Raw genomic sequence first — 22,628 nt, 5'->3', positions numbered from 1 at the left:
CCCCTACTCATGGACGGGCGGTACTGATGGACGTGCTGTGGCTGCTGGTCGTGGGCCTGCTGTTCGGCGGCTGGCTGGCGCTGGACGGGTTCAACATCGGGGTCGGCCTCACCCTGCCGTGGGTGACCCGCCCCGGCGCGGAGCGCCGCCTCGCGCTCACCGCGGTCGGCCCGTTCCTGCTGGCGAACGAGGTGTGGCTGGTCGCGACGGCGGGCGTGCTGTCCGCCGGCTTCCCGGAAGCCGAGGGCCGGGTGCTGTCCGGCCTGTACCCGGTGGTCGCGGTGCTGCTGGTGTCGTGGGCCGTTCGCGACGCGGGCTTCTGGTTCCGCAGCCGCGGCGTCTCCGACACGTGGCGGCGGACGTGGGAGGGCGCGATCACGGCCGGGAGCCTCGGCCTCGCCGTCACGTCCGGGCTGGTGATCGGGAACCTGGTCGGCGGGGTGCCGGACGGCCGCCCCGGCATCGGCATCCTCGACCCGCTGGCCCTGGTGTGCGCGGTCGCGGTCACCGGGCTGCTCGCGCTGCACGGCGCGGTGTTCCTCGGGCTGCGGCTGCCGGTCGCGAACGGCGCGGCGGCCTCCGCCCTGGCGCGGCGGCTCGTCCTGCCGGTCGCCGGGCTCGGGCTGCTGACCGTCCTGCTCGCGCTGCCGCTCGGCGGGCTCGCGCGGCCGTGGCCCGCGCTCGCGATCGGCATTGTCGCGCTGGCGGCCGTCGCCGGGACCGGACGCGCCCTCGCCGCCGGACGGACCGGAGTCGCGTTCACCTTCACCACGCTCGCCGGGCTGCTGACGGTCCTCGCGCTCGGCGTCGGGCTCGCGCCCGGCATGCTGGACCAGGCCGCCGCGCACGACTCGCTGCGCACGTTCGGGAAGATGGCGCTGCCCGTCCTGCCGGTGCTGCTGCTCATGCAGGCGTGGCTCTGGTGGATCTTCCGGCGCCGGGTCGACCGCGACAGCGTGGCCTTCTTCTGATGCGGCCGGACGAGCGGAGGCTGCTGCGCCACCTGCCGGGGGCCCGCGGCCACCTGGCGGGCAGCGCGCTGGCCGCCGCGGCGGGCACGGCGCTGGTCCTGCTCCAGGCCGAGCTGCTGGCCGGGATCATCTCCGGCGGCGTCGTCCACGGGGACGGCGCGCGGGCCCAGCTCGTCCCGTTGCTGCTGCTCGCGGGCGTGCTGGTCGCGCGTGCCGTGGTGGTCAGGGTGCGGCAGGCCGCCTCCCACCGCGCGGCCGCCCGATTGAAGGAGACCCTGCGCGGCGAGGTGCTCGCGCACACCCAGCGGCTCGGTCCGGGCCGCCTCGCGAGCCGCCGGACGGGCGAGGTGGTCACGGCGCTCGGCCGCGGCGCCGACGCCCTCGACCCCTACCTGACCGGCTACCTGCCGACCCTGTTCGCCGCGGCGCTGCTGCCGCTCTGCGTGCTGCTGCGGATCGCCTTCGCGGACGCGGCGTCCGGCCTGACCGTCGCGCTCACCCTGCCGCTCGTGCCGCTGTTCGGCGTCCTGATCGGCCTGCACACCCGCGCCGCCGCGCGCCGCCAGTGGGGCCTGCTCGCCCGGCTCGGCGGCCACTTCCTGGACGTCCTCACCGGCCTCCCGACGCTCCGCGTGTTCGGCCGCGCCCGCGCGCAGGCCGAGTTCGTGGCCGAGGCCGCGGACGCGCACCGCGCCGTGACGGTCCGCGTGCTGCGCACCGCGTTCCTGTCGGCGCTCGTGCTGGAACTGGTCGCCTCGTTCTCGGTCGCGCTGGTCGCCGTCCCGATCGGCATCCGCCTGCTGGACGGCTCGATGGACCTGCGCACCGGCATGCTCGTCCTGCTCCTCGCGCCCGAGGCGTACCTGCCGCTCCGCGCGGCCGGCTCCCGCTTCCACGAGGCCGTCGAGGGCATCGCCGTCGCCCGCCGTCTCTTCACCCTCCTGGACGAACCGGAACCCGCGCCTGTCGAGGCGCCCGTCGTCCCCCTGCCGTCCGGTGCGCCGGCGCTGCGGTTGAGCGACGTGGTCGTCCGCTATCCGGGCCGCGCCGTATCCGCGCTCGCGGGCCTGGACCTGAGCGTGGAACCGGGGGAGCGCGTGGCGCTCATCGGCCCAAGTGGAGCGGGCAAATCCACGATCCTCGCCGTGCTTCTCGGCCTGGTCGCGCCTTCCGGCGGGACGGTCCGCATCGGCGACACCGATCTGGCCGCGCTCGACTTGGCCCATTGGCGCGGGCGCCTGGCCTGGCTCCCGCAACGTCCGCACCTGTTCGACGGAAGCGTGGCCGACAACATCCGGCTAGGACTCCCGGACGCCACCGACGAGCAGGTCCGGGACGCCGCCAGCCAAGCCGGCGCCGACGCGTTCGTGACCGCGCTTCCCGATGGCTACGACGCTCGCCTCGGCGATCGGGGCGCGGACCTGTCCGGCGGCCAGCGCCAGCGACTCGCACTAGCCCGGGTGTTCCTGCGCTGCGCGACCACCGACGTCGGCCTGCTCCTCCTGGACGAACCCGGCGCGCACCTGGACCACGACACCGAAACGACCATGCTCGACGCGCTGCGAGCCCTGATGCCCGGCCGCACCGTCCTCGTGGTCACCCATCGCCCGTCAACGCTGGCCCACGTCGACCGCACCGTCCGGATCGAGTCCGGCCGCGCGACCTCCGGCGAGCCCGCGGGGGTGCCGCAATGGGCATGAGGACGGAACTCGCGTCGCCTTCGGGCGCCGCGGGCGCGGGGACACCGGTCGCGCAGGCGGGGGCGGCGGGCGCGGCGGATACGGGCGCGGGGTTTCCGGACGGAGGGTTGAGGCGGTTCTTGGGATTGCTTCGCCCGGCTGGGCCGCGGCTTGCGCTGGCGGTGCTGGCGAGCGTGGTCGCGGAGCTTTCGGCGCTCGGGTTGATGGCGACGGCGGCGTGGGTGCTGGCACGCGCGGCGCAGCGGCCGCCGGTCGAGGCGATCACGCTGGCGGTCGTGTCCGTCCGGGCGTTCGCGCTGGCCCGCGGCGGTTTCCGGTATGTCGAGCGGCTGCTGTCGCATGACGCGGCGCTGCGGGCGCTCGCCGACCTGCGGGTCCGGGTGTTCCGGGCGCTGGCGGGGCGGACGTCCGGAGGGCCGCGCGGTCCCGAGGCGCTGTCGCGCCTGGTCGCGGACGCCGAGGCCGTCCAAGACCTGGTGCTGCGGTGCATCGTGCCCGGCGCGGTCGGGCTGGTCGCGTCGCTCGCGGCGGTCGCCGTCGCGGCGGCGCTGCTGCCGGCGGCCGGGCTCGTCCTGGCGCTCGGTCTGCTGCTGGTCGGCGCCGTCGCCCCCGCGCTCACCGCGTGGACGACCGCCCGGCATGCCCGGCGGGCCGCTCCCATCCGCGACAGGCTGGCCGTCCAGCACGCGGACCTCCTTCACGGCGCGGCCGACCTCGCGGTGTCCGGCGCGACGGACGCGGCGCTCGCCGCCGCCGGACGCACCGCCGCCGATGCCGCCCGGCTGGAACGCCGTGCCGGTGCGCTCGCCGCTACCTGGTCGGCCGTTGGTGTCGCTGTCCAAGGTCTGGTCACAGTCGGCGTCACCGCGCTCGCGCTGCACGCCGCATCGCAAGGACGCATCGACCGTCCGCTCGTCGCGGTGCTCGCGCTGGTCGCCCTGGTCGCGTTCGAGCCGGTCGCGCCGCTGACGAACGCAGCTCGGCACGCGGTCGAGCTGCGCGAGGCGGCCCGCCGCGTCCTCGCGACGCTCGACCTGGGCGAGTCCGAGCCCGAGCCCGAGCCGGAGTCCGAGCCCGAGCGGCCTGCGGGCTCGGCGGTGCCGGACGGCCCGCCGCCGCCCGCGATCGAGCTTGAGGGTGTCCGGGTGCGGTACGCCGGACGGCCGAGCCTCGCACTCGACGTCTCGCTCCGCCTCGAACCAGGGCGCCGGACCGTCCTGGTGGGGGCGAGCGGAGCCGGCAAGAGCACGCTCGTGGCGACGCTGCTGCGGCTGGTCGAGCCGGAGGCCGGGCGCGTCCTGGTCGGTGGCCGTGACCTGGGCGGATACCCCGAGGCCGAGCTGCGCCGGACGGTCGGCGCGGTCACGCAGGACGCGCACGTCTTCCACGTCACGCTGCGGGAGAACCTGCTGCTCGCCAAGCCGTCCGCGACCGAGGCCGAGCTGCGCGAGGCGTGCCGCGCGGCCGGACTGCTCGACTGGATCGACACCCTCGCGGACGGCCTGGACACCCCCGCGGGCGAGAACGGCGCGCGGTTGTCCGGCGGGCAGCGGCGCAGGCTGGCTCTGGCCCGCGTCCTGCTGGCGGACCCTCCGGTGCTGCTGCTGGACGAGCCGACCGAGGGCCTGCCCGCCGATGTCGCGGACGCGCTGCTCGCCGATGCGCTCGCCGCCGCCGCGGGCCGGACGACGCTGCTGGTCACGCACCGGCTCGCCGGGCTCGACCCGGCCGACGAGGTGATCGTCCTGGACAGCGGCCGGGTGGCCGAGCGCGGCCCGCACGCCGAGCTTTCGGCGGGAAGCGGACGCTATGCGGAACTGGTGAGGGAAGCCGGGAACGCGGAAGGGCCATCCGGCGGAACGGCGGAACGCGCCGCGCGGGAAAGGCCCGGGGAACCGCTGGAGGCCCGCTTGTGAGCTCAGTTGTGGTCGGACGCCGGCCCGAGAATGCCACCGATGACGGACGAGAAGGAACGCCAGGCGCTCCTTTCTCCGTCCAGCGCTCGCCGCCCCGCGTTGGTGATGCGGTAGGTGCGCCGCCGGCGGCCCCCGACCGTGCTCCACGCGCTCCGCACGTAACCGAGCCGCTCCAGTCGGCGAAACGCCGGATAAAAGGTTCCGGTGGGCAGGTCGATGTTGCCCGAACTCGACTCGCGAAGCTTCTCCATAATGGCGTAGCCATGCAGGGGCTCGTTTTCGAGGACGGCCAGGATCAGAGCGTCCAGGTGCCCGCGTAGCTCGTCCGGCTTCATGTCGCCAGTCTACATGCCCGGCGCTCGGACGGCCATCCCGGAAACGTCCGAAATCGGCCCGGACCTCGGCGGGCGGAGTGGAATGCGGGCTCCAGTGATTCTCTAGGACGCGCTGCTAGCTTCCGCTTACCCATTAAGCGGCGGACATTGTGAAGGGGACATCGGACGGTGTCCGGGGGCGCGCGATGTATCTTTCGGTGAACGGAGAAATACTGATCATGCTGGTCTGCGTAATGGGTCGGAAGTGGGGCCGGTGACGGTCGCGGTCATCGGTATCGCCTGCCGATTCCCCGGCGCGCCCGGCAAGAGCGAATTGTGGGACGTGCTGATGTCGCGGAGCGCCGTTCCGGCGGTTCCCGCGACCGGACCGGACGGCCCGTTCGACCCCGCCGTGTTCGGTGTCTCCGCCGCCGACGCCCGCCGCCTCGACGCCCGGCAGCGGCTGCTGCTGTCCTGCGGCTGGCACGCCGCCGAGGACGCCGGGATGGACCCGGGCGCGCTCGGCGCCGCCACCACCGGGATCTACGTCGGACTGGCCGAGCCCGGCCGGCCCGGTGGCGCCGCGGACGAGCCGCCCGAAGGGAACGCGCCGCCGGGAGGGGACGCGCCGGTCGAACCGTCCGGCGGGGACCAGCTGGTCGAACGCGTCGCCCGCCACCTGGATCTGCGCGGTCCCGGTCTCGCGGTCCTCGGCGGCGGTCCCGCCGCGCTGGTCGCGGTGCACCTGGCGTGCTCGGCGGTGCTGCGCCGCGAGTGCGACTACGCGCTGGCCGGCGGTGTCGACCCGACCGGCGCGGGCGGCGGGCTGGTCATGCTGCGGCGGCTGGACGACGCGCTCGCCGAGGGCCGGTCGGTCTACGCCGTGGTGCGCGGCGGCGCGGTCGGCGGCCACGGCCGCGGCGAGCCGCTCGGCCCGCAGGCGTGGCGGCGCCGGCACGAGGTGCTGTCCACCGCCTACCAGCGCGCCGGGGTGGTGCCCGCCGAGGTCGCGTTCGCCGAGGTCACGCTCGCCTCGCCGGGCCGCGGGGGCCGGCCGCTGGCGGACGCGCCGGAGCTGCGCGCCCTCGCCGCCGTGCACGACGTCCCGCGCGACCGGCCCTGCGGCGTCGGCACCGTCGCGGGCGGGCTCGGCGAGCCGGGCGGCGCGGCCGGGATCGCCGCCGTCATCAAGGCGGCGCTCGCGCTGCACCACCGAGTCGTCCCACCAAGCGCGCACAGCGACCCGCCCCCAGCCGCCGACCTCGACGGCACGGGTCTGCGGCTGCTGGACGACTACCAGCGGCTCCCCTCCGACCGGGAGATCGCGTGCGGGGTCGGCGGGGGCACCCGGTCCGGCACGATCGCCCACCTGGTGCTCAGCATGGTCCGGCCGCTCCCGGAAGGTCCGTCGCCTGCCGAGGCCGCGATCCGCGGCGGCGTGTTCACCCTGTCCGCCCCGGACCGGGCGGGCCTCGCGCGGAACCTGCGCGCGCAGGCCGGGGTGCTCGCGAACTGCCGTCCGGACGAGCTGGGCGCCATCTGCTACACGAGCAACAAGGTCAAAAGCTCGCTGCTGCACCGGTTCGTCACGGCCGTCCCGTCACTGCCCGAACTGCTCGACCGGCTGCGCTCCGCAGCGGCCGATCCGGACGTCCTTGCCGAGCTGTCGGGCGTGCGGCGCGAGGGGCTGCGGCACGGGCTGGTCCTCCCCGACCTCGCGGCCTGGCCCGCCGGAGCCCAGATCGAGCTGTCGGCCGGACCGGCCGTCTTCCACACTGCGCTGGACGAGGCCGCGACCGAGGTGTTCGTCCAGGGCGAGCTGCGCGACCTCGACCTGGACGACGACGCGAGGCCGCCCACGCTCGTCGAGGTCATGGAGTGCGTGGACGCGGCGGTCGCGTTCTGCGTCGCCTACGCGCTCGGCCGGATGCTGATGGCGCTCGGCCCGCGCCCGGCGTTCGTCGCGGGCTGCGGCGTCGGCGCGGTCGCGGCGCACTGCCTCGCCGGGACGGTCTCGCTGGACGACGCCGCGCGCGCCGTCACCGGACGCGGACCGCTCGTCCCGTCGGCCGCGGCGTCGCTGCCGGTGTTCGCGGTCGCCGCGCCGGACGAGCCGGGCCTCGGCCTCGCCGCGAGCTGGCCCGACGAGCGCCTCCTTGACGAGGCGACCCACCTGGTCACCGCCGGTCCGGTCGACGGGTTCGCCCGCGCGCTGTGGCAGCGGTCCGGCGCGTCCGGCCCGCGGTTGCTGGCCGGCGCCGACCGCGACGGGCTCGTGGATCCGCTGGAGCTGGTCGCCGAACTCGTCCGCGAGGGCTTCGACCTGGACTGGGACGCCCTGTACCCGCCGCGCCAGCGCGCGCTGCACCGGCTCGCCCCCTACGAGTTCGCCCCGCAGGCGGGCCCGCCCGACTGACACCCGCAGGATCCGAGAGGAGCCCCCCGATGAAGCTCTACCTGTTCAAGGCCGGGACGGTCCGTGCGACCGGTGCGCCGGTCCCGGCCTACCTCGTGCGGCACGACGACGGCGACGTCCTCATCGACACCGGCTACCCGAGGACGCGCGGCACCGGCCCCGACGAACCCGTCATCGTGGAACCGGGCGAGGACGTCCCGACCCGCCTGGAACGCCTCGGCGTCGATCCGGGCGAGCTGACCGACGTCGTCCTGTCGCACTTCGACCCCGACCACGCCGGGAACCTCGACGCCTTCCCGCGCGCCCGCTTCTGGGTGCAGTCCGCGCAGCTCGCGGCGGCCCGCTCGGGCTCGGTGCCCCGCCTGGAGCGCTTCCGCGCCCTCTGGGACCTCCCGGACGACCGCTTCCGCCAGGTGACCGGCGATCATGAACTGCTGCCGGGCATCGAGCTGGTGGAGTCGGGCGGGCACGTCCCGGGCCACCAGTCCGTGCTGCTACGGCCGCCCGGCGCCGCGCCGATCCTGCTGGCCATCGACGCGATCCCCACCGCCGCCGACCTGGACGCCGAGCAGCGCCGCATCTACCCCCTGGACCACGACGAGCCCGGGGTCCGCGACTCCACCCGCAAGCTGGTCGACCTGGCGACGCGCGAGAACGCCAGGATCGTCCACGGGCACGACGCCGCGCAATGGGCCGGCCTGCCGCTCGCCCCCGACCCGTATCCCTTGTAACCCGAAGCTCGCCGCCCCCGCCACCGGTCCGGGCCGGAACGCCGCGGCGTTCCGGCCCGGACCAGGGCGTTCACCAGGCGACGGGCAGGACGCGCGGGCCGCGGATCATGCCCTCGCGGCGCCAGTCGATCTCCTCGACCGGCACGGTGAGGCGCAGGTCCGGCATCCGCCGGGTCAGCGCGGCGAACGCCGCGCGCAGCTCGGCGCGGGCGAGCTGCGCGCCGAGGCAGCGGTGCACGCCGTGGCCGAACGCGACGTGCGGGTTGGGGGAGCGTTCGAGGTCCAGCTCGTCCGGACGGTCGAACACCGACGCGTCCCGGTTCGCCGAGACCAGCGCGGGCAGCACGCCCTCGCCCGCCCGGACCGCCGTGCCGCCGATCTCGGTGTCCTCGGTCGCGACCCGGATCGTCCCGCCGCTGACCGACACCGGCGTGTAGCGCAGCAGCTCCTCGACGGCCGTCTCCAGCAGCTCGGGCCGGTCGCGCAGGGCGCGGTAGCGGGCGGGCTCGGAGAGCAGCACGACCGTCCCGGCCGCGATCTGGTTCGCGGCCGTCTCGTACCCCGCGACCAGCAGCGTCAGGCCGAGCACGACGAGGTCCGCGTCGTCCGCCGCCGCGTCCGGCGCCCGGACGGCCAGGGAGCTGAACAGGTCGTCGCCGGGCGCGAGGCGGCGGCGCGCGAGCAGATCGCCGAAGTAGCCCTTGAGCCGCGCGTCGGCGTCCTCGATCCCGGTCCGGGACGCGCCGAGGTAGTCCTCCGTCCACTCCCGGAACCGCGGCCGGTCGTCGGCCGGGACGCCGAGCAGGTCGCCGATCACCGAGATCGCCAGCGGACGCGCGAACCCCGCGACCAGGTCACCGGACGTCCCGGCCTCGACCATCGCCGCCAGCAGCGCGTCGGCGGTCGCGGCGAGCCGGGGGCGCAGCCTTTCGACGCGTCCGCTGGTGAAGGCGCGCAGGACCAGGTCCCGCAGCCGGGTGTGCTCGGGCGGGTCGAGCGTGGTCAGCGACCGCCGCTCCAGCGGCGCGGCGCGCAGCCGCGGCGCGCCCGGCTCGGCGGCCGCGCGGCGGCTCAGCCTCGGGTCGGCGAGCAGCGCCCGGTTGTCCAGGTAGCGCGTGACCAGCCAGGCCCGGTCCCCGGACGGCAACCGCACCGCCGCGACCGGGCACTCGTCCCGGAGCCGCGCGTAGTCGGGTGCCGGTGAGAGCGGTTCCGGCGTCGCCGGCGGGAACCCCAGCGCCGGCTCGGACGCGGTGAGCGCGTCAGGCGGATCCTGCGGGGCGCCGTGCGCCGTCGGTCCGGGTGCGGTGTGCGACACGGGTGCCTCCATGGTCACTGGTGCGCTGTCTAGGGACCGGTGTCGGTGGTCCGGTGCCCGCATGGTCGCGCCCGGGCGTCCTCGGAGGCTGGTCGCGTGCTGGTGCGCTGCTCGCACGCGCGGGGGCGCGCGCGGGGAGGCGTCGAGCGGACGTCGACGGGAGGCGGCCATCATCGCGGCACACCGAACTCGACCCGCAACGAGACGACACAGAACGACTCACGCAAACCGAACTCGACACGCTCACCGAGCGGAACACATGCCGGGCGGACGCCGGCCGCGGCGGTCCCGGCGGGAAGGACGAACATGCTTCCGGAAACGACACCGGTGCTGGTCGTGGGGGCAGGGCCGGTCGGCCTGGCCACGGCGGCGTTCCTCGGCTGGCACGGGATCGAGGCGCTGGTGGCCGAGCGGCGCCCGTCCGGCTCGGGCCATCCGCGCGCCCGGGGCGTCTCGCCGCGGACGATGGAGCTGCTGCGCGGGCTCGGGCTGGAGGAGCGCGTGCGCGGCACCCGCTCGGCCCGGGACCTCGCCGACAACGACGGGATCGTCGTGGCGGAGACGCTCGCCGGGCGCCAGCTCAAGGAGATGAGCGCGCCGTACTTCATGTTCGGCGCGCTCAACTACACCGATCTGGGCCCGTCCCCCTGGTGCATGTGCCATCAAGACGAGCTGGAGCCGATCCTTTTGGACCGCGCCCGCGAACTCGGCGCGGACGTGGCGTTCGGTGCCGAATGCGTGGAACTGCGCCAGGACGCCACGGGAGTCGACGCCGTCCTGCGGACCGACAGCGGTCAGCAGACGGTCCGGGCCCAGTACGTGATCGCCGCCGACGGCGCGGGCAGCCCAACCCGGACGCGGTTGCGCGTGCCGATGTCCGGGCCCGGACGGCTCGGGCATTTCCTGAACATCCAGTTCGAGGCCGACCTGCGGGACGCGCTCGGCGACCGGCGGTTCATCATGTGCTACATCGCCGGTGCGGGCGTCCGGTGCGCGCTGCTGCCGGTCGACAACGCCGAGCGGTGGATGCTGCACGTGATGTGCGAGCCGGAGGAGGTGCCCGACTTCACCGAGGAGCGCTGCGCGGACCTCGTGCGCGCCGCAGCGGGCGTGCCGGACCTGGACGTCCGGATCCGGTCGGCGCTGCCGTGGGAGTCCGCGGGACGCGTCGCCGACCGCTGGCGGCACGGCCGCGTCTTCCTCACCGGGGACGCCGCGCACACCATGCCGCCGACCGGCGCGTTCGGGTCCAACACCGGCATCCAGGACGGCCACAACCTCGCCTGGAAGCTCGCCGCTGTGCTGCGCGGCCGGGCGGCGGACGCGCTCCTCGACACCTACGAGGAGGAGCGGCTGCCCGTCGCGAGGGAGACGATGCGGCAGGCGGTCGCGCGGTCCCAGGACCGTCCGGGCGCGGAGTCCGGGAAGGGCGGGCCGTCCGGGATCGTCCCGGACCCGGTCGTGGTCCTCGGCTACCGCTACCGGTCGGCGGCCGTCGCCGCCGAGCCCGGCGACGACGCCGGGAACGTGTGGGAGAACCGGCCGACCGGTTCGCCCGGGGCGCGCGTGCCGTACGTGCCGCTGCCGGACGGCTCGACCGTCGACCTCGTCCGCCGCCGGTTCGTCCTGTTCGCCGGAGCGGACACCGCCGGGCTCTGGCAGGACGCCGCGGACGAGTGCGACCGCGCCCTCGGCATCCCGTTCGACGTGCACGTCATGGGCTCGGGCTCGGGATGGCCGGAGGCGGCCGGGGTCACGTCGAGCGGCGCCGTCCTGGTCCGGCCGGACGGCTTCGTCGCCTGGCGCAGCACCGACGTCCCCGAGGACATCGGACGGACGTTCACCGAGGTCGTCGCGCGCCTGCTCGGCCGCCCGGCGCCCGCCGAACCCGTCCAGGGCGACCAGGCAGACCAGGCCGAGGCCGGAGCCGTCGCGGCCGGGGCCGTCCGGTGAGCGGCGTCCACGTGCTCGTGCACCTGCGCGAGCCCGAGGACGAGCGCGGCGGGGTGCTCGCCGCCTACCGGGAGGCGCGCGCCCAGCTCGACGGGACGCCGGGGCTGCTCGCCGACCGGCTGCTGCGGTCGGTGACCGATGCCGGGCGGCTGACGCTGCTGATGGAGTGGGCCGACCGGCCGTCCTACGAGCACTGGGAGCGCGAGCACCGGCGGCGCGGCCACCCCTCGCCGCTGCGCCGCTACCAGGACCGCGACCGTCCCGGCGGGCACCACGAGCTGTTCGCCGTCGCCGAGGCCCGCAGCTTCACGCCTCCGGCCGAAACCCCGGCCGAAACCCCGGCCGGAGTCCTTCCGGCCGGGGCGGTGACGCGGCAACGTTTCGGGATCAGAGGGACAGGACCCGGCGCAGCGTCCGCGTGAGGACGTCCCGGTGTCCCGCCGGCTCGGGCGGGGCACCGGGGGAGCGCCAGGCCACGAACCCGTCCGGACGGACCAGGACGGCCCCTTCCGGCCCAAGGCCGTACGCGGAGGCGAAACGCCCGGCGGGTTCGGTCACATCGCGTCCGACAACGAACGTGTCGACCTCCGTGCCGACCTCGTCCGCCGCTTCCCGCGCCGCGCGCGCCCACGGCTCGCCGGACGAGGCCGCCAGCAGGACGGGACGCCGCTGGAACAGGTCGAGCACCGACACCTCCGCGCCCGACTGCCGGACCCACACGTGCGGGGCGCGCGTCCCGGGCTTCCCGTCGAGCTGCGCCGGAGGCAGCGCCATCACCTCGGCCGGAAGATCGTCCTCCAGGACGACCGCGCTCGACCGGTACGTCACGCCGAACACGACCAGATCGGTGTCCACGGGCTTCAACGCGGGGTCGAGCGGGACCGAGCGGCCGGTGCGCTCCCGGCTCTGCAGCAGCGCCTGCTCCATCGTGAACAGCGCGACCCGGCGGCGCTCGTCCTCGTAGCTGTCGAGCAGGCCGGGTCCGGCGTGCCCGCGCAGGACGGCGGCGAGCTTCCAGGCGAGGTTGTGCGCGTCCTGGATGCCGGTGCTCGCGCCGAACGCGCCGGTCGGCGGGACGACGTGGGCGGCGTCGCCGACGAAGGAGAACGGACCGTGCCGGAACCGGTCGGCGACCTTCGCCTCGACCTCGTAGGCGAGGACGGTCGTTCCGTCCTCAAGCTGCGGGACGATCGTGACGTCGAGGTCCGGCATCCCGACGGCCTCGCGGACCATGTCGGCGCACCGCTCCGGCGTGAAGTCGGCGAGCGACTCCCCGGCGGACGGGTCGAACGGGATGCCGAGCACCCAGCGGTCCGACCCGTCGTGCGGCAGCAGCACGGTGCCCGGACGCGGCCGGTCGAAGTGCCCGACGCCGAGGTGGCGGCCGCGCAGCGCGGGGGCGAGGTCGGCGGTGAAGGTGAAGTTGGCCGAGCCGCCGAGCGCGCCGGGCCCGGTGTGGCCGATGCCGAGCCGGCGGCGCAGCGGGCTGCGGTAGCCGTCGGCGGCGACGACGTGCCCGGCGTGCACGGTGCGCACCCCGCGGGCGTCCTCGATCTTGGCGAGCACGCCGCCGTCCCAGTCCGGCCCGGCGGGCTCGACCGAGCGGAGCGCGGTGCCGAACCGGACGTCCGCGCCCAGCTCGGCGGCGTGCGCCCGGAGCAGCACCTCCAGCCGGTCCTGGTCGATCGGCGCCCAGGGGCAGGGCGAGACGCCGATCGAGCCGTCCGCCGAGCGCGGCGCGGCCATGCTCGTGGGGCGCAGCTCCGGCCCGGCGAGGGTGGCGGCCTTGATGCGCTGCGACCGCTCGTCGTAGACGCGGGACCGGCCGGCCAGGACGGCGGGCGCGAGGCCCACGCCGCGCAGGGTCTCCATGGCGCGCGGGTTGACCGCCCGGGCGCGCGGGTGCAGCAGCGTGCCGGACCGCCGCTCCACGACGGTCGCCGGCACGCCGTGCCAGGCCAGGAAGGTCGCGGCGGACAGCCCGCAGAGGCCGCCGCCGACGATCAGCACGGGGGTGTGTTCGTCCACCAGGTCCCACCTCGCTGCGGGGATGTCGGGTTCGTTCCGGGGCCGTTCCGGGGTGGCTCCCGGAGGCCGCGCGGCGGACCGCGCCGGAGCGGCCCGGGGCCATCGTTCCCCGGCCCGCTGGACGCGCCGTCGAGCCCCGCTGGACGGAATTGTTTTCCCCGGTGACAGCCGTAGTACGTTCCGTGGAACCGGCCGCGGCACGGCCTGGCAGAACGCGCGGATCCCGCTCTCACGTTTTTCTCATGAACAAACGTATAGGCGGTTACGCAGCGTGCATGACAGTTAGCCGGACGGCCTGCCAGAGAAATTTGAATCCAAGTAAATATGGCGGTACGGCACCGGCCGCGCCGCACCGGGGCGGGCGGCCCGCCGGCGCGGCCGGAGCCGGTGTCACGCTTAGTGATCCGGGTCTCTTTCGAGGCGGCTCGAAGAGGTCAGCGGCCTCTCGGAGCATGTGTAGCCAGCCTATACACGAGCGCCTTCCGGGGCAGGCTTTCCGGCTGGCCGCATGTGGTCAGCATGTCACGGATCTTTCTATTGTCTAATGTGCATGAATGGCCGTTGGGGAGGCGGCCGATTAAAAGAAGGAGTCACGCACGTTCGGTTGTTGCAGAGTAACTCAGGGTCATCTCGCGGGATCTCAGGAAAATAAGTCCCAAGCTGAAGGCTCCCAGTTAATTCCGCTATTGGATGGTGACTGATATGAAATTCCAGGTCTTGGGGCCGCTGGAGGTGTCCGGCGAATCGGGGGACATGACGCCGTCCGCGCCCAAGGTCCGGGAGGTGCTGGCACTCCTGCTGCTCCAGCACGGCCACATCGTGCAGAGCCGCACCCTCATCGACGAACTGTGGGGAGAAGACCCCCCGCCGAGTGCGCTCGCGACCCTCCAGACCTACATCTACAAACTGCGCAAGGTCCTGATGCGCGGCCGCAGCGGCGAGAGCCTGCGCACCAAGGTGTACGGGTACGTCCTGTCGGTGCCGGCGGACGACCTCGACCACTGCCGCTTCGAGCGGCTGCTCGCCGACGGCCAGGGGGCCTTCGACGCGGGCGACCTGGAGCGCGCGACCGGCGCGCTCGGGGAGGGCCTGGCGCTGTGGCGCGGGCCCGCCCTCGCCGACGTGGACTCCGGGCCGATCCTGTCGGCCGAGGTGACCCGGCTGGAGGAGCGCCGGCTGCGGGCGCTGGAGCTGCGCATCGACGCCGACCTCGGCCTGGGCCGCCACCAGGAGCTGGTCAGCGAGCTGAAGACGCTGATCTCCACGCACCCGCTGCACGAGGCGTTCCACGCCAAGCTGATGCTCGCCCTCCAGGGCGCCGGGCGCCGCTACGAGGCCCTGGACGTCTACCAGCGGCTGCGCAGCACCCTCGTGGCCGAGCTGGGCCTCGAACCGTCCGCGTCGCTCTCCCGGCTGCACCAGTCGCTGCTGTCGTCCGACTACGCCCCCGAGCCCCCCGCCCGCCGGACCGTCGTGCTGGCGATGTCCCACAACGCGTCCCAGAGCATCGCTCCCGACACGACCCGCCCCGCCTCCCAGAACCCAGGCCACAACGTCTCCCAGAGCACGACCCATGACGATGCGCAGGGCGCGCCTCGCGGCGGAGGCCGCACCGGCGGCCGCGTCGCGACCTGGAGCGGCGCCGACGGCTCCGCGGACGAAGGACCGGCGATCGGACGGCCTTCCGCCCACCAGCAGGCATCGGGCCACCAGGACGGCGCGCCGGTACGCCAGTCGGCCCCGGTAGCCCACCACGAGCCGTCCGCGCCGCTGAGGCCCGCCGCGGCGGCTTCCGCCGAAGCCGCCCGGCACGGTGACGGACGGCCCGACACCGCGCGCGAGCGGACGCCCGGACCGTCCGGTGCGCTGCTGCCCGCCCAGCTCCCTCCGGACATCGCCGACTTCACCGGCCGCGAGGACGTCATCGAGCGGCTCGCCGGCCACCTGCTCGGCGACGGCGAGACGGCCTGCTCGGTGCGGGTCGCGTCCATCGTCGGGATGGCCGGGATCGGCAAGACGGCGCTGGCGGTGCACCTGGCGCACCGGGTCGCGCACGCCTTCCCCGACGGCCAGTTCTTCGTCGGCCTCGGCTCGGTGGGGGACGACGACGAGGGCACCGGCGAGGTGCTGCGGCAGACGCTGCGCGCGGCGGGGCTGTCCGCCGCGGAGATCGCGCCGACCACCGAGGAGCGGGCCAAGCAGTTCCGCAGCTGGGCGGCCGGCCGCCGGGTGCTGATGGTGCTGGACGACGCGGAGTCGGCCGCGCAGATCACCCGGCTGGTGCCCGGCACGCCGGGCTGCGCGGTGCTCGTCACCGGCCGCTCGTACGGGCTGCCCGCCTCCACCACGGTCGCGCTGGACGTGCTCGACCGGCGCGAGGGGCTGGACCTGCTCGCTGAGATCATCGGCCGCTGGCGGGTCGAGGTGGAGAGCGCCGCCGCGCAGCGCATCGTGGAGATGTGCGGCGCGCTGCCGCTCGCGCTGCGGGCGGCGGGGATGCGGCTGGTGGCCGCGTCCGCCTCCCCGTTGGAACGTTTCGCGGACGAGCTGGAGGGCCCGCGCGACCGGTTCAACGCGCTCCGGATCGGCGACCTGGACCCGCGCGCGGCCTTCGCGGCCAGCTACGAGCGCGCGGGCGAGCGGGAGCGGTCGGTGTTCCACCTGCTGGCGCTGCTGCCCGCGGTGCCCTTCACCGCGGCGCGCGCGGCGAGCCTGCTGGGCTGCGACCGGGCGTCGGCGGAGGCGGTGCTCGGCCGGCTGGTGGAGCACCACCTGCTGCGCGCCGAGCGGCGCGGGCAGGGCGAGCCGCTGCACTACGCCCTGCCGGAGCTGTGCCGGGTCTACGCCAGGGAGCGGCTTGAGCAGATCATCGAGGACGCCCCGGCGCCCCGCCACCAGTACGCGCCGCGGGTGCAGCTCGGGCCGCTGCCCGGCGGCCTGTTCGCGGAGCCGGCGTTCTCCGACCTGCCGTACTCGGCGGGGCAGCCGGGCTGCCCGGCTCCCGAGGGCCTGCCCACCGACGCCGAGGAAGTTGCTGGCTAGGCCCGCCGAACCGTCCCGCACACAGGACGGGCCGTCCTCCCGGAGGGAGGACGGCCCGTTCTGCTCGGTCTACGGGGAGGCTGGTCAGGACGCGGTGCGCGGTGGGAAGAGCTGGGAGATGCAGCGCATGGTGCTCTTCTGGAACGTCGCGACGAAACCGTCCGCGGTCGCGGTGTCGCGGGGGCTCGCCAGGTACGGCTTGAGCCGCCGCTCGACCTCCTGGACGCCCGGCTGGGCCGCCATGAAGCGCGCGACGTCCTCCAGCGGCCCCTCGTACTCGATGAACCGCACCATCGTGTCGTCCGAGATGAACAGGGCGGTGCCGACGACGCGGCCGACCTCGCGCCCCTCGGCGTCCTTCACGGCCGGGTTCTTCACCCGCTTGAAGTCGGAGAAGACCGCGGCGATGTCGTCCTCGTGTCCGGGTTTGATGTCGTAGGTGATGGCCGCGAACGGCATGTGCGCTCCTTCAGGAGTCAGGGCTTGACGGTCAGGGGTTGAGCCGGACGGGGAGTTCGGCCAGGCCGCGGATGATGAGGTTGTCGCGGTAGCGGAGGTCGCCCGTGGCCAGTTCGGAGTTCGGCGCGCGCCGGGCCAGCGCGGCGAACGCGATCGAGCCCTCCAGCCGGGCGAGGGGGGCGCCGAGGCAGAAGTGGATGCCGCCGTCGAAGGCCAGGTGCTTGGTGCTGCCGCGGGTGAGGTCGAGCCGGTCGGGCTCGGGGAAGGCGTCCGGGTCGCGGTTGGCCGCGCCGCGCAGGATGACGACCTGCTCGCCCTTGGCGACCGCCTGGCCGCCGACCTCGGCGTCCTCCAGGGCCGTCCGGCGGGACATCTGCGTGGGCGGGTCGAAGCGCAGCAGCTCTTCAACGGCGGTGCCGGAGATGCCGGGGTCGGCGGCGAGCCGGCGCAGCTCGCCGGGGTTGCGCAGCAGCGCGAGCAGGCCGTTGCCGAGCAGGTCCATCGTGGTCTCGTGCCCGGCGACGTAGAGCAGGATGCAGGTGGTCAGCAGCTCCGGCTCGGTGAGCCGCTCGCCCTGCTCCTGGACGGCCGCCAGCGCGCTCAGCAGGTCGTCGCCGGGCGCGCGGCGGCGCTCGGCGAGCAGCCCGCCGAAGTACTCGTCGAACCGCGCGAACGCGGCGTCCCGCTCGGCGATCGCCTCGGGGGAGTGCTGGAAGTCGGGGTCCACGCCCCGCGCGACCAGGCTGGACAGGTCCCGGACCGCGTCCCGGTCGGCCTCGGGGACGCCCAGCATCTCGCTGATCACCGTCACCGGCAGCCGGTAGGCGAACCGGTCGATGAAGTCGACCTCGCCCGCGCCGACGAGGTCGTCCAGCATGCCGTCGCACAGCTCCCGGACGCGCCCGGCCAGGCGCGCCACGGTGCGCGGCGTGAACGCCTTGTTCACCAGCGACCGCAGCCGGGTGTGCTCGGGCGGGTCCAGCAGGATGAACGGCCGGGCGCGGCCGTTCACCGGGCGGCGGAAGGTGTTGCCGTCGAGCAGCTGCGGCGAGCCGTGCCCGAAGCGCGGGTCGCGCAGCACGGCCGCGCAGTCGGCGTGCCGGCTCAGCAGCCAGTGGCCGAGCGGCGTGCGGAACACGGGCGCGTTCTCGCGCAGCCGCCGGTAGTACGGGTACGGGTCGGCGCGGTAGGCCGGGTCGAACGGGTTGAAGTCGATCTCCGGATCGGACGTCGGGGTCTCGGTCATCGATCCGTCTCCTTTCTCGGGCTGGTCAGGCGCGGAGCGGGTCAGGCGAGCGCGACGGCGGCGGCGTTCACGGCCAGCGCGGCGATGGCGAGGCCCGTGCGCAGCAGGTGCCAGGACCGCCAGGTCGGGCGCGGGTCCTGCCAGTCGGCGGGCAGCGCGCCGGGGGTCAGCTCGCGCATCTGCTTGTTGATGGGGACGTTGCACAGGTGCGACACCACCGAGACGCCGAAGAGCAGCGCGGCGGACGCGAGGAACAGCCAGCGTCCGGCGCCGTCCGCGACGAACACCAGGACGACGTCGAGCAGGACGGAGCTGAGCACGATGGCCGGCATCGTCGGGTCCCAGTTCCGTCCGAGCAGCTTGTGCGCGTAGATGTAGCGGTCGGGCGGCATCGCCATCAGGGCGGGCACCATGCTGAGCGCCACCGCGAACAGCACGCCCGCGACCAGTCCGCTGCCGACCAGTTCCACCGTGCCCAACATGCCGGTCATCCGGGGCCTCCACGGATCGTCCTCGGCCCCGGACGTCCCGGGGCGGGTTACGAACGCAGGATGCGCGGCACCACTGGAGCCGGGCTGGCCGCTGGCTCGCGCCCTGGACCGCCGCTGGAGGGCGCCGTCCGGGCCTCGATCAGGTGGTGGTCGGGCGACAGCGTGCAGGCCGGGTCGGTGCGGGCGGCGTCGCCGGTGAGCGCGCGGGCCTGACAGCGGCAGCCGCCGAAGTCCTCCGCGCGGCGCGGGCAGGACCGGCACGGGTCGGGCATCCACGCGTCGCCGCGGTAGGCGGCGAAGGCGGGCGAACGGCGCCAGATCTCGGCGAGCGAAGCGTTCCGGACGTTCGGGAAGTCCAGCTCGGTGATGACGTACGCGCCCGGGCACGGCAGGACGGTCCCGTCCGGCGCGACGGTCAGCGACAGCGCGCCCCAGCCGCCCATGCACGGCTTCGGGACGCCGGTGAAGTAGTCCGGCAGCACCCAGATCAGCTCGACGCTCCCGGCGAGCCGCTCCCTCCAGCGTCCGACGGCATCCTCGGCGCGCGCGAGCTGCTCCCGGGAGGGCAGCAGCGCCGCGCGGTTGAGCAGCGCCCAGCCCTGGTACTGGGCGTTGGCCAGCTCGATCCGCGAGCAGCCCCACGCGATGCCCAGCGCGATGATGTCGTCGATCGCGTCCAGGTTCTGCCGGTGCAGGACGACGTTCAGGCCGAGCACGATCCCCGTCTTCCGGACGAGCGCGGCGGCGCGTTCCTTGGCCGCGAACACCCGCGCCCCGGCGATCTCGTCGTTCGCCCGCAGGTCGGCGTGCTGGACGGAAAGCTGGACGCAGTTGAGCCCCGCGTCGACCAGCCGGCCGAGCCGCCGCTCGTCCAGCCCGACGCCGCTGGTCACCATCTGCGAGTGGATGCCAGCGCCCGCCGTCGCGGCGACGATCTGCTCCAGGTCGGCGCGGCGCAGCGGCTCCCCGCCGGACAGGTGCGTCGAGACGACGCCGAGCGCGGCCGCCTCGCGCATGACCCGCGCCCAATCCTCGGTGCTCAGCTCGGCGTCCCGTTTCACCAGCTCGACGGGGTTGGAGCAGTACGCGCAGTGCAGCGGGCAGCGGTGGGTCAGCTCGGCCAGCAGCGCCCACGGCGGCGCGACCTCGGGCGCGGTCATCGCAGCCAGCCCTCCTGGCGCACGCGGTCGAGGAAAACCGGAACGTCCGTGGCGACGGGCGCGTCCGGGAAGTCGCGGCTCAGCCGGTCGACGATCGCCGCCGCGCCGGTCTCGCCGTCGCAGAGCCGCAGGACGGCCGCCGCGCTCGGCGTCAGCACGACCGCGCGCTCGGGCAGGACGAGCAGGTCCACGTCCCGGACGGCGTCGTGCCGCAGCACCACGGACGCGGCCAGCGCCGGCCGCCACTCCGCCGCGCCGCTCACCGCCCGTCCCCGTGGCCGTTGGGCTCGGACGCCTGGTCGACCGCGTCGAGCAGCGACCACAGGACGTCGCACTTGAACTCCAGCGCGGCCACGGCCGCCTCCTGGTCGGCGCGGGTCGTCGCCCAGGCCGTGACCAGTTCGAGCGCCTCCGCGCCGTCCCGCGTGCCCTGCGGGACGCGCGACCGGAAGTACTCCAGCCCGGCGCGGTCGATCCAGCCGTAGTGCTTCTCGAACGCGTCGATCCGGGTGCGCATCAGGCCGGGCGCGAACATCTCGGTCAGCGACGACGCGACGGCCTCCAGCGGGGTCCGCAGCCGGACGAAGTTGACGTAGCCCTCGACGGCGAGCCGCACGCCGGGCAGCACGTCCGCCCCAGAGAGGAGCCGGTCGCGGTCCAGCCCGGCGGCCTCGCCGAGCCGCAGCCAGCGCTCGATGCCGCCCTCGCCGGGCCGGTCGCCGTCGTGGTCGCGGACCCGCCGGATCCAGCTCCGGCGCAGCTCGGGCGTGCCGAGCGCGGCGAGGATCAGCGCGTCCTTCACCGGGATGTGCCGCTGGTAGTGGAACCGGTTGAGGATCCAGCGGCGCAGCTCCGCGCGGGTCAGCCCGCCCGCGTGCATGCGCCGGTTGAACGGGTGCAGGTCGTGGTAGCGCCGCTCGGCCACGGCGCGCATCCGGTCGGTGAGCTCCGCGGCCGTCCACGGCCGGGGCGGTGAGGTCGTGCCGGTGGCGTTCACAGTGATGACCATTCCCTCGCACGGACGGACAGTCGGGCGGGCCGGTGGCGGCCGGCGGGCCGGAACCGCGCGTGCCGCGGAGAGTTCCGCACGCGCGGTTCCGCCGAGGGCTCCCGTGCCGCCGCGCTTCCCAGATCACGCGGCGGCGCGGGGATTCCCTTGCGCCGTTCTTTCAGCGAGTGGACAGGAAGTACGCGGTCAGTTCGAGGGACGTCTCGATGACCTCGTAGTCGGGCGTGGTCCAAACGGACATGAAGGTGACGCTCCTTTCGTCGGGAACCGATTGCCGTCCTCCTCCTCCGGTGCCGCCGGAATGCACCCCATCCGGCGCCTCCGAAGGGAGGTCTAGTGGCGCACTCCGGGGCTCGCGGGAGTGCGGGCGAAATAGATGTCCTGCTTGTCGTCCGCGTCGGAGTTCGCCATCACGAACGCCGTCACGAACGAGTTCCGGGTGTGGGTGAGGCCGTAGTAGCCGCCGATGAACGGGCCGTTCCATTTCACGGCGTTCTCGATGTCGAACGGCCCGGCGATCCGCCGCTCGCGCCACCGCGCCGGGTCGGACGCGCAGGACGCGCCGCGGCAGGTGGCCATCGAGAAGGTCGTGGGCGTGCCCGCCGCCGGGGTGTTGGCGCGGAAGTCGTAGTAGGTGACCGCGACGGTGCCGTTGTCCGCGACGTCCACCTGCGGGAGGAACGCCTGGCCGTTGCCGCCCTTCGCGCTCTCCGGCGCGTGGTCGATCCGGCGCGGCGTGCTCCAGGTGCGTCCGCCGTCGGCGGAGGCGGACAGGGCGACCGCGCTGTCGCTGGTGGAGATGCCGGTCTGCGCCCACACCGCGTACAGAGCGCCGGTGCGCCGGTCCACGGCGACGTCGGGGATGATCCCGGACGCGTCGACCGGCGTCCCCGCGTCCGGCAGGACCGGCTTGTTCAGCCGGTGCTCGCTGATCACCGCGGCCCTGGACCAGGTCGCGCCGTGGTCGCCGGACCGGATCGCGCGGACCTGCTCGGGCAGGTCGGCGGGCGGCCAGGGCGGCCCGCCGATCGGGAACTCGTTCTCCAGGAACACGTTCACCAGCGAGCCGTTCGGCAGCACCACGATCTGGTTGCCGAGCGTGCCCTGGTCGGGCCGCTCGGACCGGTAGACCGCCTTGGCGGGCAGCCAGCTCCGGCCGCCGTCCAGGCTGCGGGCGAGCATCACGTCGTGCTGGTCCTGGTGGACGGTCCGCCGGTTCCAGATCGCGTACACGCGGCGCGGGTCGCCCGGGTCGGCGGTGATGGACGGCTTGTCGTGCCAGTACACGCCCGCGGTGTCGGCGGCGACCTTGACCGGTTTGCCCCAGCTGCGGCCGCCATCGGTGGACCGGGCGACCTCGACGGCGGACTCGTCGCTCGCGTAGGTGCGGGTCGTGGCGCTGACGTAGACGTCGCCGTTGGGCGCGAAGCTCACCCAGGGCCCGCCCGCCTTGTCCTGCCCGCCGCCCGAGCACAGCGACAGCCCGCCGACGACGTCGCGCCGCCACGTCCGGCCGCCGTCGCGGGTCACGGCGGCGACGACGCCGCGGGAGTTGCTGGAGCTGCGCCGGTCCTGCTGCCACACGGCGACCATGTGCCGGTCGTCGCGGGGGTCGACCGACAGCTCGGGCTCGACCTCGGCGTTCAGCGCGATCTGGTCGGTGCCGGGGTCGAGGGTGCAGGCGGCGAAGGGGCTCGGCCCGGACACCGCGACGGGCCGTGGGACGGCGCCCGGCCCGCCGGCGCGGGGCTCGGCGGCCCCGGCCGGTGAGCTCGCGGCGGCCGTGGCGAGGGCCGTGCTCAGCGCGGTTCCCAGGGCGAGCAGTGGACGGGCGGCGGTTCGCATCGTTCCTCCTGACTCGGGGATGGCCGTAA

General features: G+C 74.8%; 18 protein-coding genes. 8 read left to right on the top strand and 10 right to left on the bottom strand.

Features of this window, described 5'->3' with window-relative positions; translation table 11 throughout:
* Positions 1-26: 26 nt before the first annotated feature.
* From FHU30_RS31775 to cydC, 3 genes are all read left to right on the top strand, one after another.
* A complete protein-coding gene (locus FHU30_RS31775) occupies positions 27-971 on the top strand; it encodes a cytochrome d ubiquinol oxidase subunit II (RefSeq protein ID WP_253880767.1) in 945 nt (314 codons plus the stop codon).
* A complete protein-coding gene (cydD, locus tag FHU30_RS31770; protein ID WP_253880766.1) occupies positions 971-2,671 on the top strand; it encodes a thiol reductant ABC exporter subunit CydD in 1,701 nt (566 codons plus the stop codon). The genes FHU30_RS31775 and cydD overlap by 1 nt, the downstream gene beginning before the upstream one ends.
* Before the next feature lie 119 nt (positions 2,672-2,790).
* Positions 2,791-4,587, top strand: a complete 1,797-nt coding sequence (gene cydC, locus FHU30_RS31765; RefSeq protein WP_253880764.1) for a thiol reductant ABC exporter subunit CydC — start codon at positions 2,791-2,793, stop codon at positions 4,585-4,587.
* Positions 4,588-4,589: 2 nt separating this feature from the next.
* Here the strand turns inward: cydC and FHU30_RS31760 are convergent, their stop codons facing one another.
* On the bottom strand, positions 4,590-4,922 hold the full coding sequence (locus tag FHU30_RS31760) for a PadR family transcriptional regulator (protein ID WP_253880762.1): 333 nt from the start codon (positions 4,920-4,922) through the stop codon (positions 4,590-4,592).
* 253 nt (positions 4,923-5,175) lie between these two features.
* Here FHU30_RS31760 and FHU30_RS31755 point away from each other — a divergent pair, with 253 nt between their 5' ends.
* Both FHU30_RS31755 and FHU30_RS31750 read left to right on the top strand, forming a co-directional pair.
* Entirely contained in the window at positions 5,176-7,317 is a 2,142-nt protein-coding gene (locus tag FHU30_RS31755; protein WP_253880760.1) for a beta-ketoacyl synthase N-terminal-like domain-containing protein, read from the top strand.
* 29 nt (positions 7,318-7,346) lie between these two features.
* Entirely contained in the window at positions 7,347-8,048 is a 702-nt protein-coding gene (locus FHU30_RS31750) for an N-acyl homoserine lactonase family protein (protein WP_253880758.1), read from the top strand.
* Between the two features lie 70 nt (positions 8,049-8,118).
* Here FHU30_RS31750 and FHU30_RS47330 read toward each other — a convergent pair whose 3' ends face one another.
* Positions 8,119-9,366, bottom strand: a complete 1,248-nt coding sequence (locus FHU30_RS47330; RefSeq protein ID WP_253880756.1) for a cytochrome P450 — start codon at positions 9,364-9,366, stop codon at positions 8,119-8,121.
* Between the two features lie 306 nt (positions 9,367-9,672).
* Here FHU30_RS47330 and FHU30_RS31740 point away from each other — a divergent pair, with 306 nt between their 5' ends.
* Together FHU30_RS31740 and FHU30_RS31735 are read left to right on the top strand one after the other, a co-directional pair.
* Positions 9,673-11,319 carry an FAD-dependent monooxygenase gene (locus FHU30_RS31740; protein ID WP_253880748.1) on the top strand — a complete coding sequence of 549 codons (1,647 nt, stop codon included), beginning with the start codon at positions 9,673-9,675 and terminating at the stop codon, positions 11,317-11,319.
* Positions 11,316-11,741: an antibiotic biosynthesis monooxygenase family protein gene (locus FHU30_RS31735; RefSeq protein ID WP_253880746.1), complete on the top strand. Its 426-nt coding sequence runs from the start codon at positions 11,316-11,318 to the stop codon at positions 11,739-11,741. Before FHU30_RS31740 ends, FHU30_RS31735 begins: the two co-directional genes overlap by 4 nt.
* Here the strand turns inward: FHU30_RS31735 and FHU30_RS31730 are convergent.
* Complete coding sequence (locus FHU30_RS31730; RefSeq protein WP_253880744.1) at positions 11,707-13,347, bottom strand: FAD-dependent monooxygenase; 1,641 nt, start codon at positions 13,345-13,347, stop codon at positions 11,707-11,709. The two genes, FHU30_RS31735 and FHU30_RS31730, sit on opposite strands and share 35 nt — an antisense overlap.
* A 702-nt stretch (positions 13,348-14,049) precedes the next feature.
* Between FHU30_RS31730 and FHU30_RS31725 the strand changes: the two genes are divergently transcribed.
* Positions 14,050-16,389, top strand: a complete 2,340-nt coding sequence (locus FHU30_RS31725; RefSeq protein WP_253880742.1) for an AfsR/SARP family transcriptional regulator — start codon at positions 14,050-14,052, stop codon at positions 16,387-16,389.
* An 84-nt stretch (positions 16,390-16,473) separates the two neighbouring features.
* Here the strand turns inward: FHU30_RS31725 and FHU30_RS31720 are convergent, their stop codons facing one another.
* The 7 genes from FHU30_RS31720 to FHU30_RS31685 form a co-directional block, all read right to left on the bottom strand.
* On the bottom strand, positions 16,474-16,848 hold the full coding sequence (locus FHU30_RS31720) for a SchA/CurD-like domain-containing protein (RefSeq protein WP_253880740.1): 375 nt from the start codon (positions 16,846-16,848) through the stop codon (positions 16,474-16,476).
* Between the two features lie 31 nt (positions 16,849-16,879).
* Positions 16,880-18,094, bottom strand: coding sequence for a cytochrome P450 (locus FHU30_RS31715; RefSeq protein WP_253880735.1), 1,215 nt, complete (start codon positions 18,092-18,094; stop codon positions 16,880-16,882).
* 41 nt (positions 18,095-18,135) lie between these two features.
* Positions 18,136-18,585 carry an anthrone oxygenase family protein gene (locus FHU30_RS31710; protein ID WP_253880733.1) on the bottom strand — a complete coding sequence of 150 codons (450 nt, stop codon included), beginning with the start codon at positions 18,583-18,585 and terminating at the stop codon, positions 18,136-18,138.
* Positions 18,586-18,632: 47 nt separating this feature from the next.
* Positions 18,633-19,745 (bottom strand): pyrroloquinoline quinone biosynthesis protein PqqE, encoded by a 1,113-nt coding sequence (gene pqqE / locus FHU30_RS31705; protein ID WP_253880732.1) that lies wholly within the window; start codon positions 19,743-19,745, stop codon positions 18,633-18,635.
* On the bottom strand, positions 19,742-20,008 hold the full coding sequence (pqqD, locus tag FHU30_RS31700; protein WP_253880730.1) for a pyrroloquinoline quinone biosynthesis peptide chaperone PqqD: 267 nt from the start codon (positions 20,006-20,008) through the stop codon (positions 19,742-19,744). The genes pqqE and pqqD overlap by 4 nt, the downstream gene beginning before the upstream one ends.
* Entirely contained in the window at positions 20,005-20,742 is a 738-nt protein-coding gene (pqqC, locus tag FHU30_RS31695) for a pyrroloquinoline-quinone synthase PqqC (protein WP_253880728.1), read from the bottom strand. Before pqqC ends, pqqD begins: the two co-directional genes overlap by 4 nt.
* A 345-nt stretch (positions 20,743-21,087) precedes the next feature.
* Positions 21,088-22,599: a sialidase family protein gene (locus FHU30_RS31685; protein ID WP_253880726.1), complete on the bottom strand. Its 1,512-nt coding sequence runs from the start codon at positions 22,597-22,599 to the stop codon at positions 21,088-21,090.
* Positions 22,600-22,628: the final 29 nt, after the last annotated feature.

It is taken from the genome of Actinomadura rupiterrae (assembly GCF_024172125.1).
In the GTDB taxonomy this organism is placed as follows: Bacteria; Actinomycetota; Actinomycetes; order Streptosporangiales; family Streptosporangiaceae; genus Spirillospora; species Spirillospora rupiterrae.
Note: the sequence above shows the minus strand (reverse complement) of the source record. Positions and strands in the feature narration are given on the sequence as shown.

Coding starts and splice junctions, on each gene's coding strand:
- FHU30_RS31685 (WP_253880726.1), bottom strand. CDS start 22,599: ATGCGAACCGCCGCCCGTCCACTGCTCGCCCTGGGAACCGCGCTGAGC.
- FHU30_RS31715 (WP_253880735.1), bottom strand. CDS start 18,094: ATGACCGAGACCCCGACGTCCGATCCGGAGATCGACTTCAACCCGTTC.
- FHU30_RS31775 (WP_253880767.1), top strand. CDS start 27: ATGGACGTGCTGTGGCTGCTGGTCGTGGGCCTGCTGTTCGGCGGCTGG.
- pqqE (WP_253880732.1), bottom strand. CDS start 19,745: ATGACCGCGCCCGAGGTCGCGCCGCCGTGGGCGCTGCTGGCCGAGCTG.
- cydD (WP_253880766.1), top strand. CDS start 971: ATGCGGCCGGACGAGCGGAGGCTGCTGCGCCACCTGCCGGGGGCCCGC.
- FHU30_RS31750 (WP_253880758.1), top strand. CDS start 7,347: ATGAAGCTCTACCTGTTCAAGGCCGGGACGGTCCGTGCGACCGGTGCG.
- FHU30_RS31710 (WP_253880733.1), bottom strand. CDS start 18,585: ATGACCGGCATGTTGGGCACGGTGGAACTGGTCGGCAGCGGACTGGTC.
- FHU30_RS31725 (WP_253880742.1), top strand. CDS start 14,050: ATGAAATTCCAGGTCTTGGGGCCGCTGGAGGTGTCCGGCGAATCGGGG.
- FHU30_RS31740 (WP_253880748.1), top strand. CDS start 9,673: ATGCTTCCGGAAACGACACCGGTGCTGGTCGTGGGGGCAGGGCCGGTC.
- FHU30_RS31760 (WP_253880762.1), bottom strand. CDS start 4,922: ATGAAGCCGGACGAGCTACGCGGGCACCTGGACGCTCTGATCCTGGCC.
- FHU30_RS31720 (WP_253880740.1), bottom strand. CDS start 16,848: ATGCCGTTCGCGGCCATCACCTACGACATCAAACCCGGACACGAGGAC.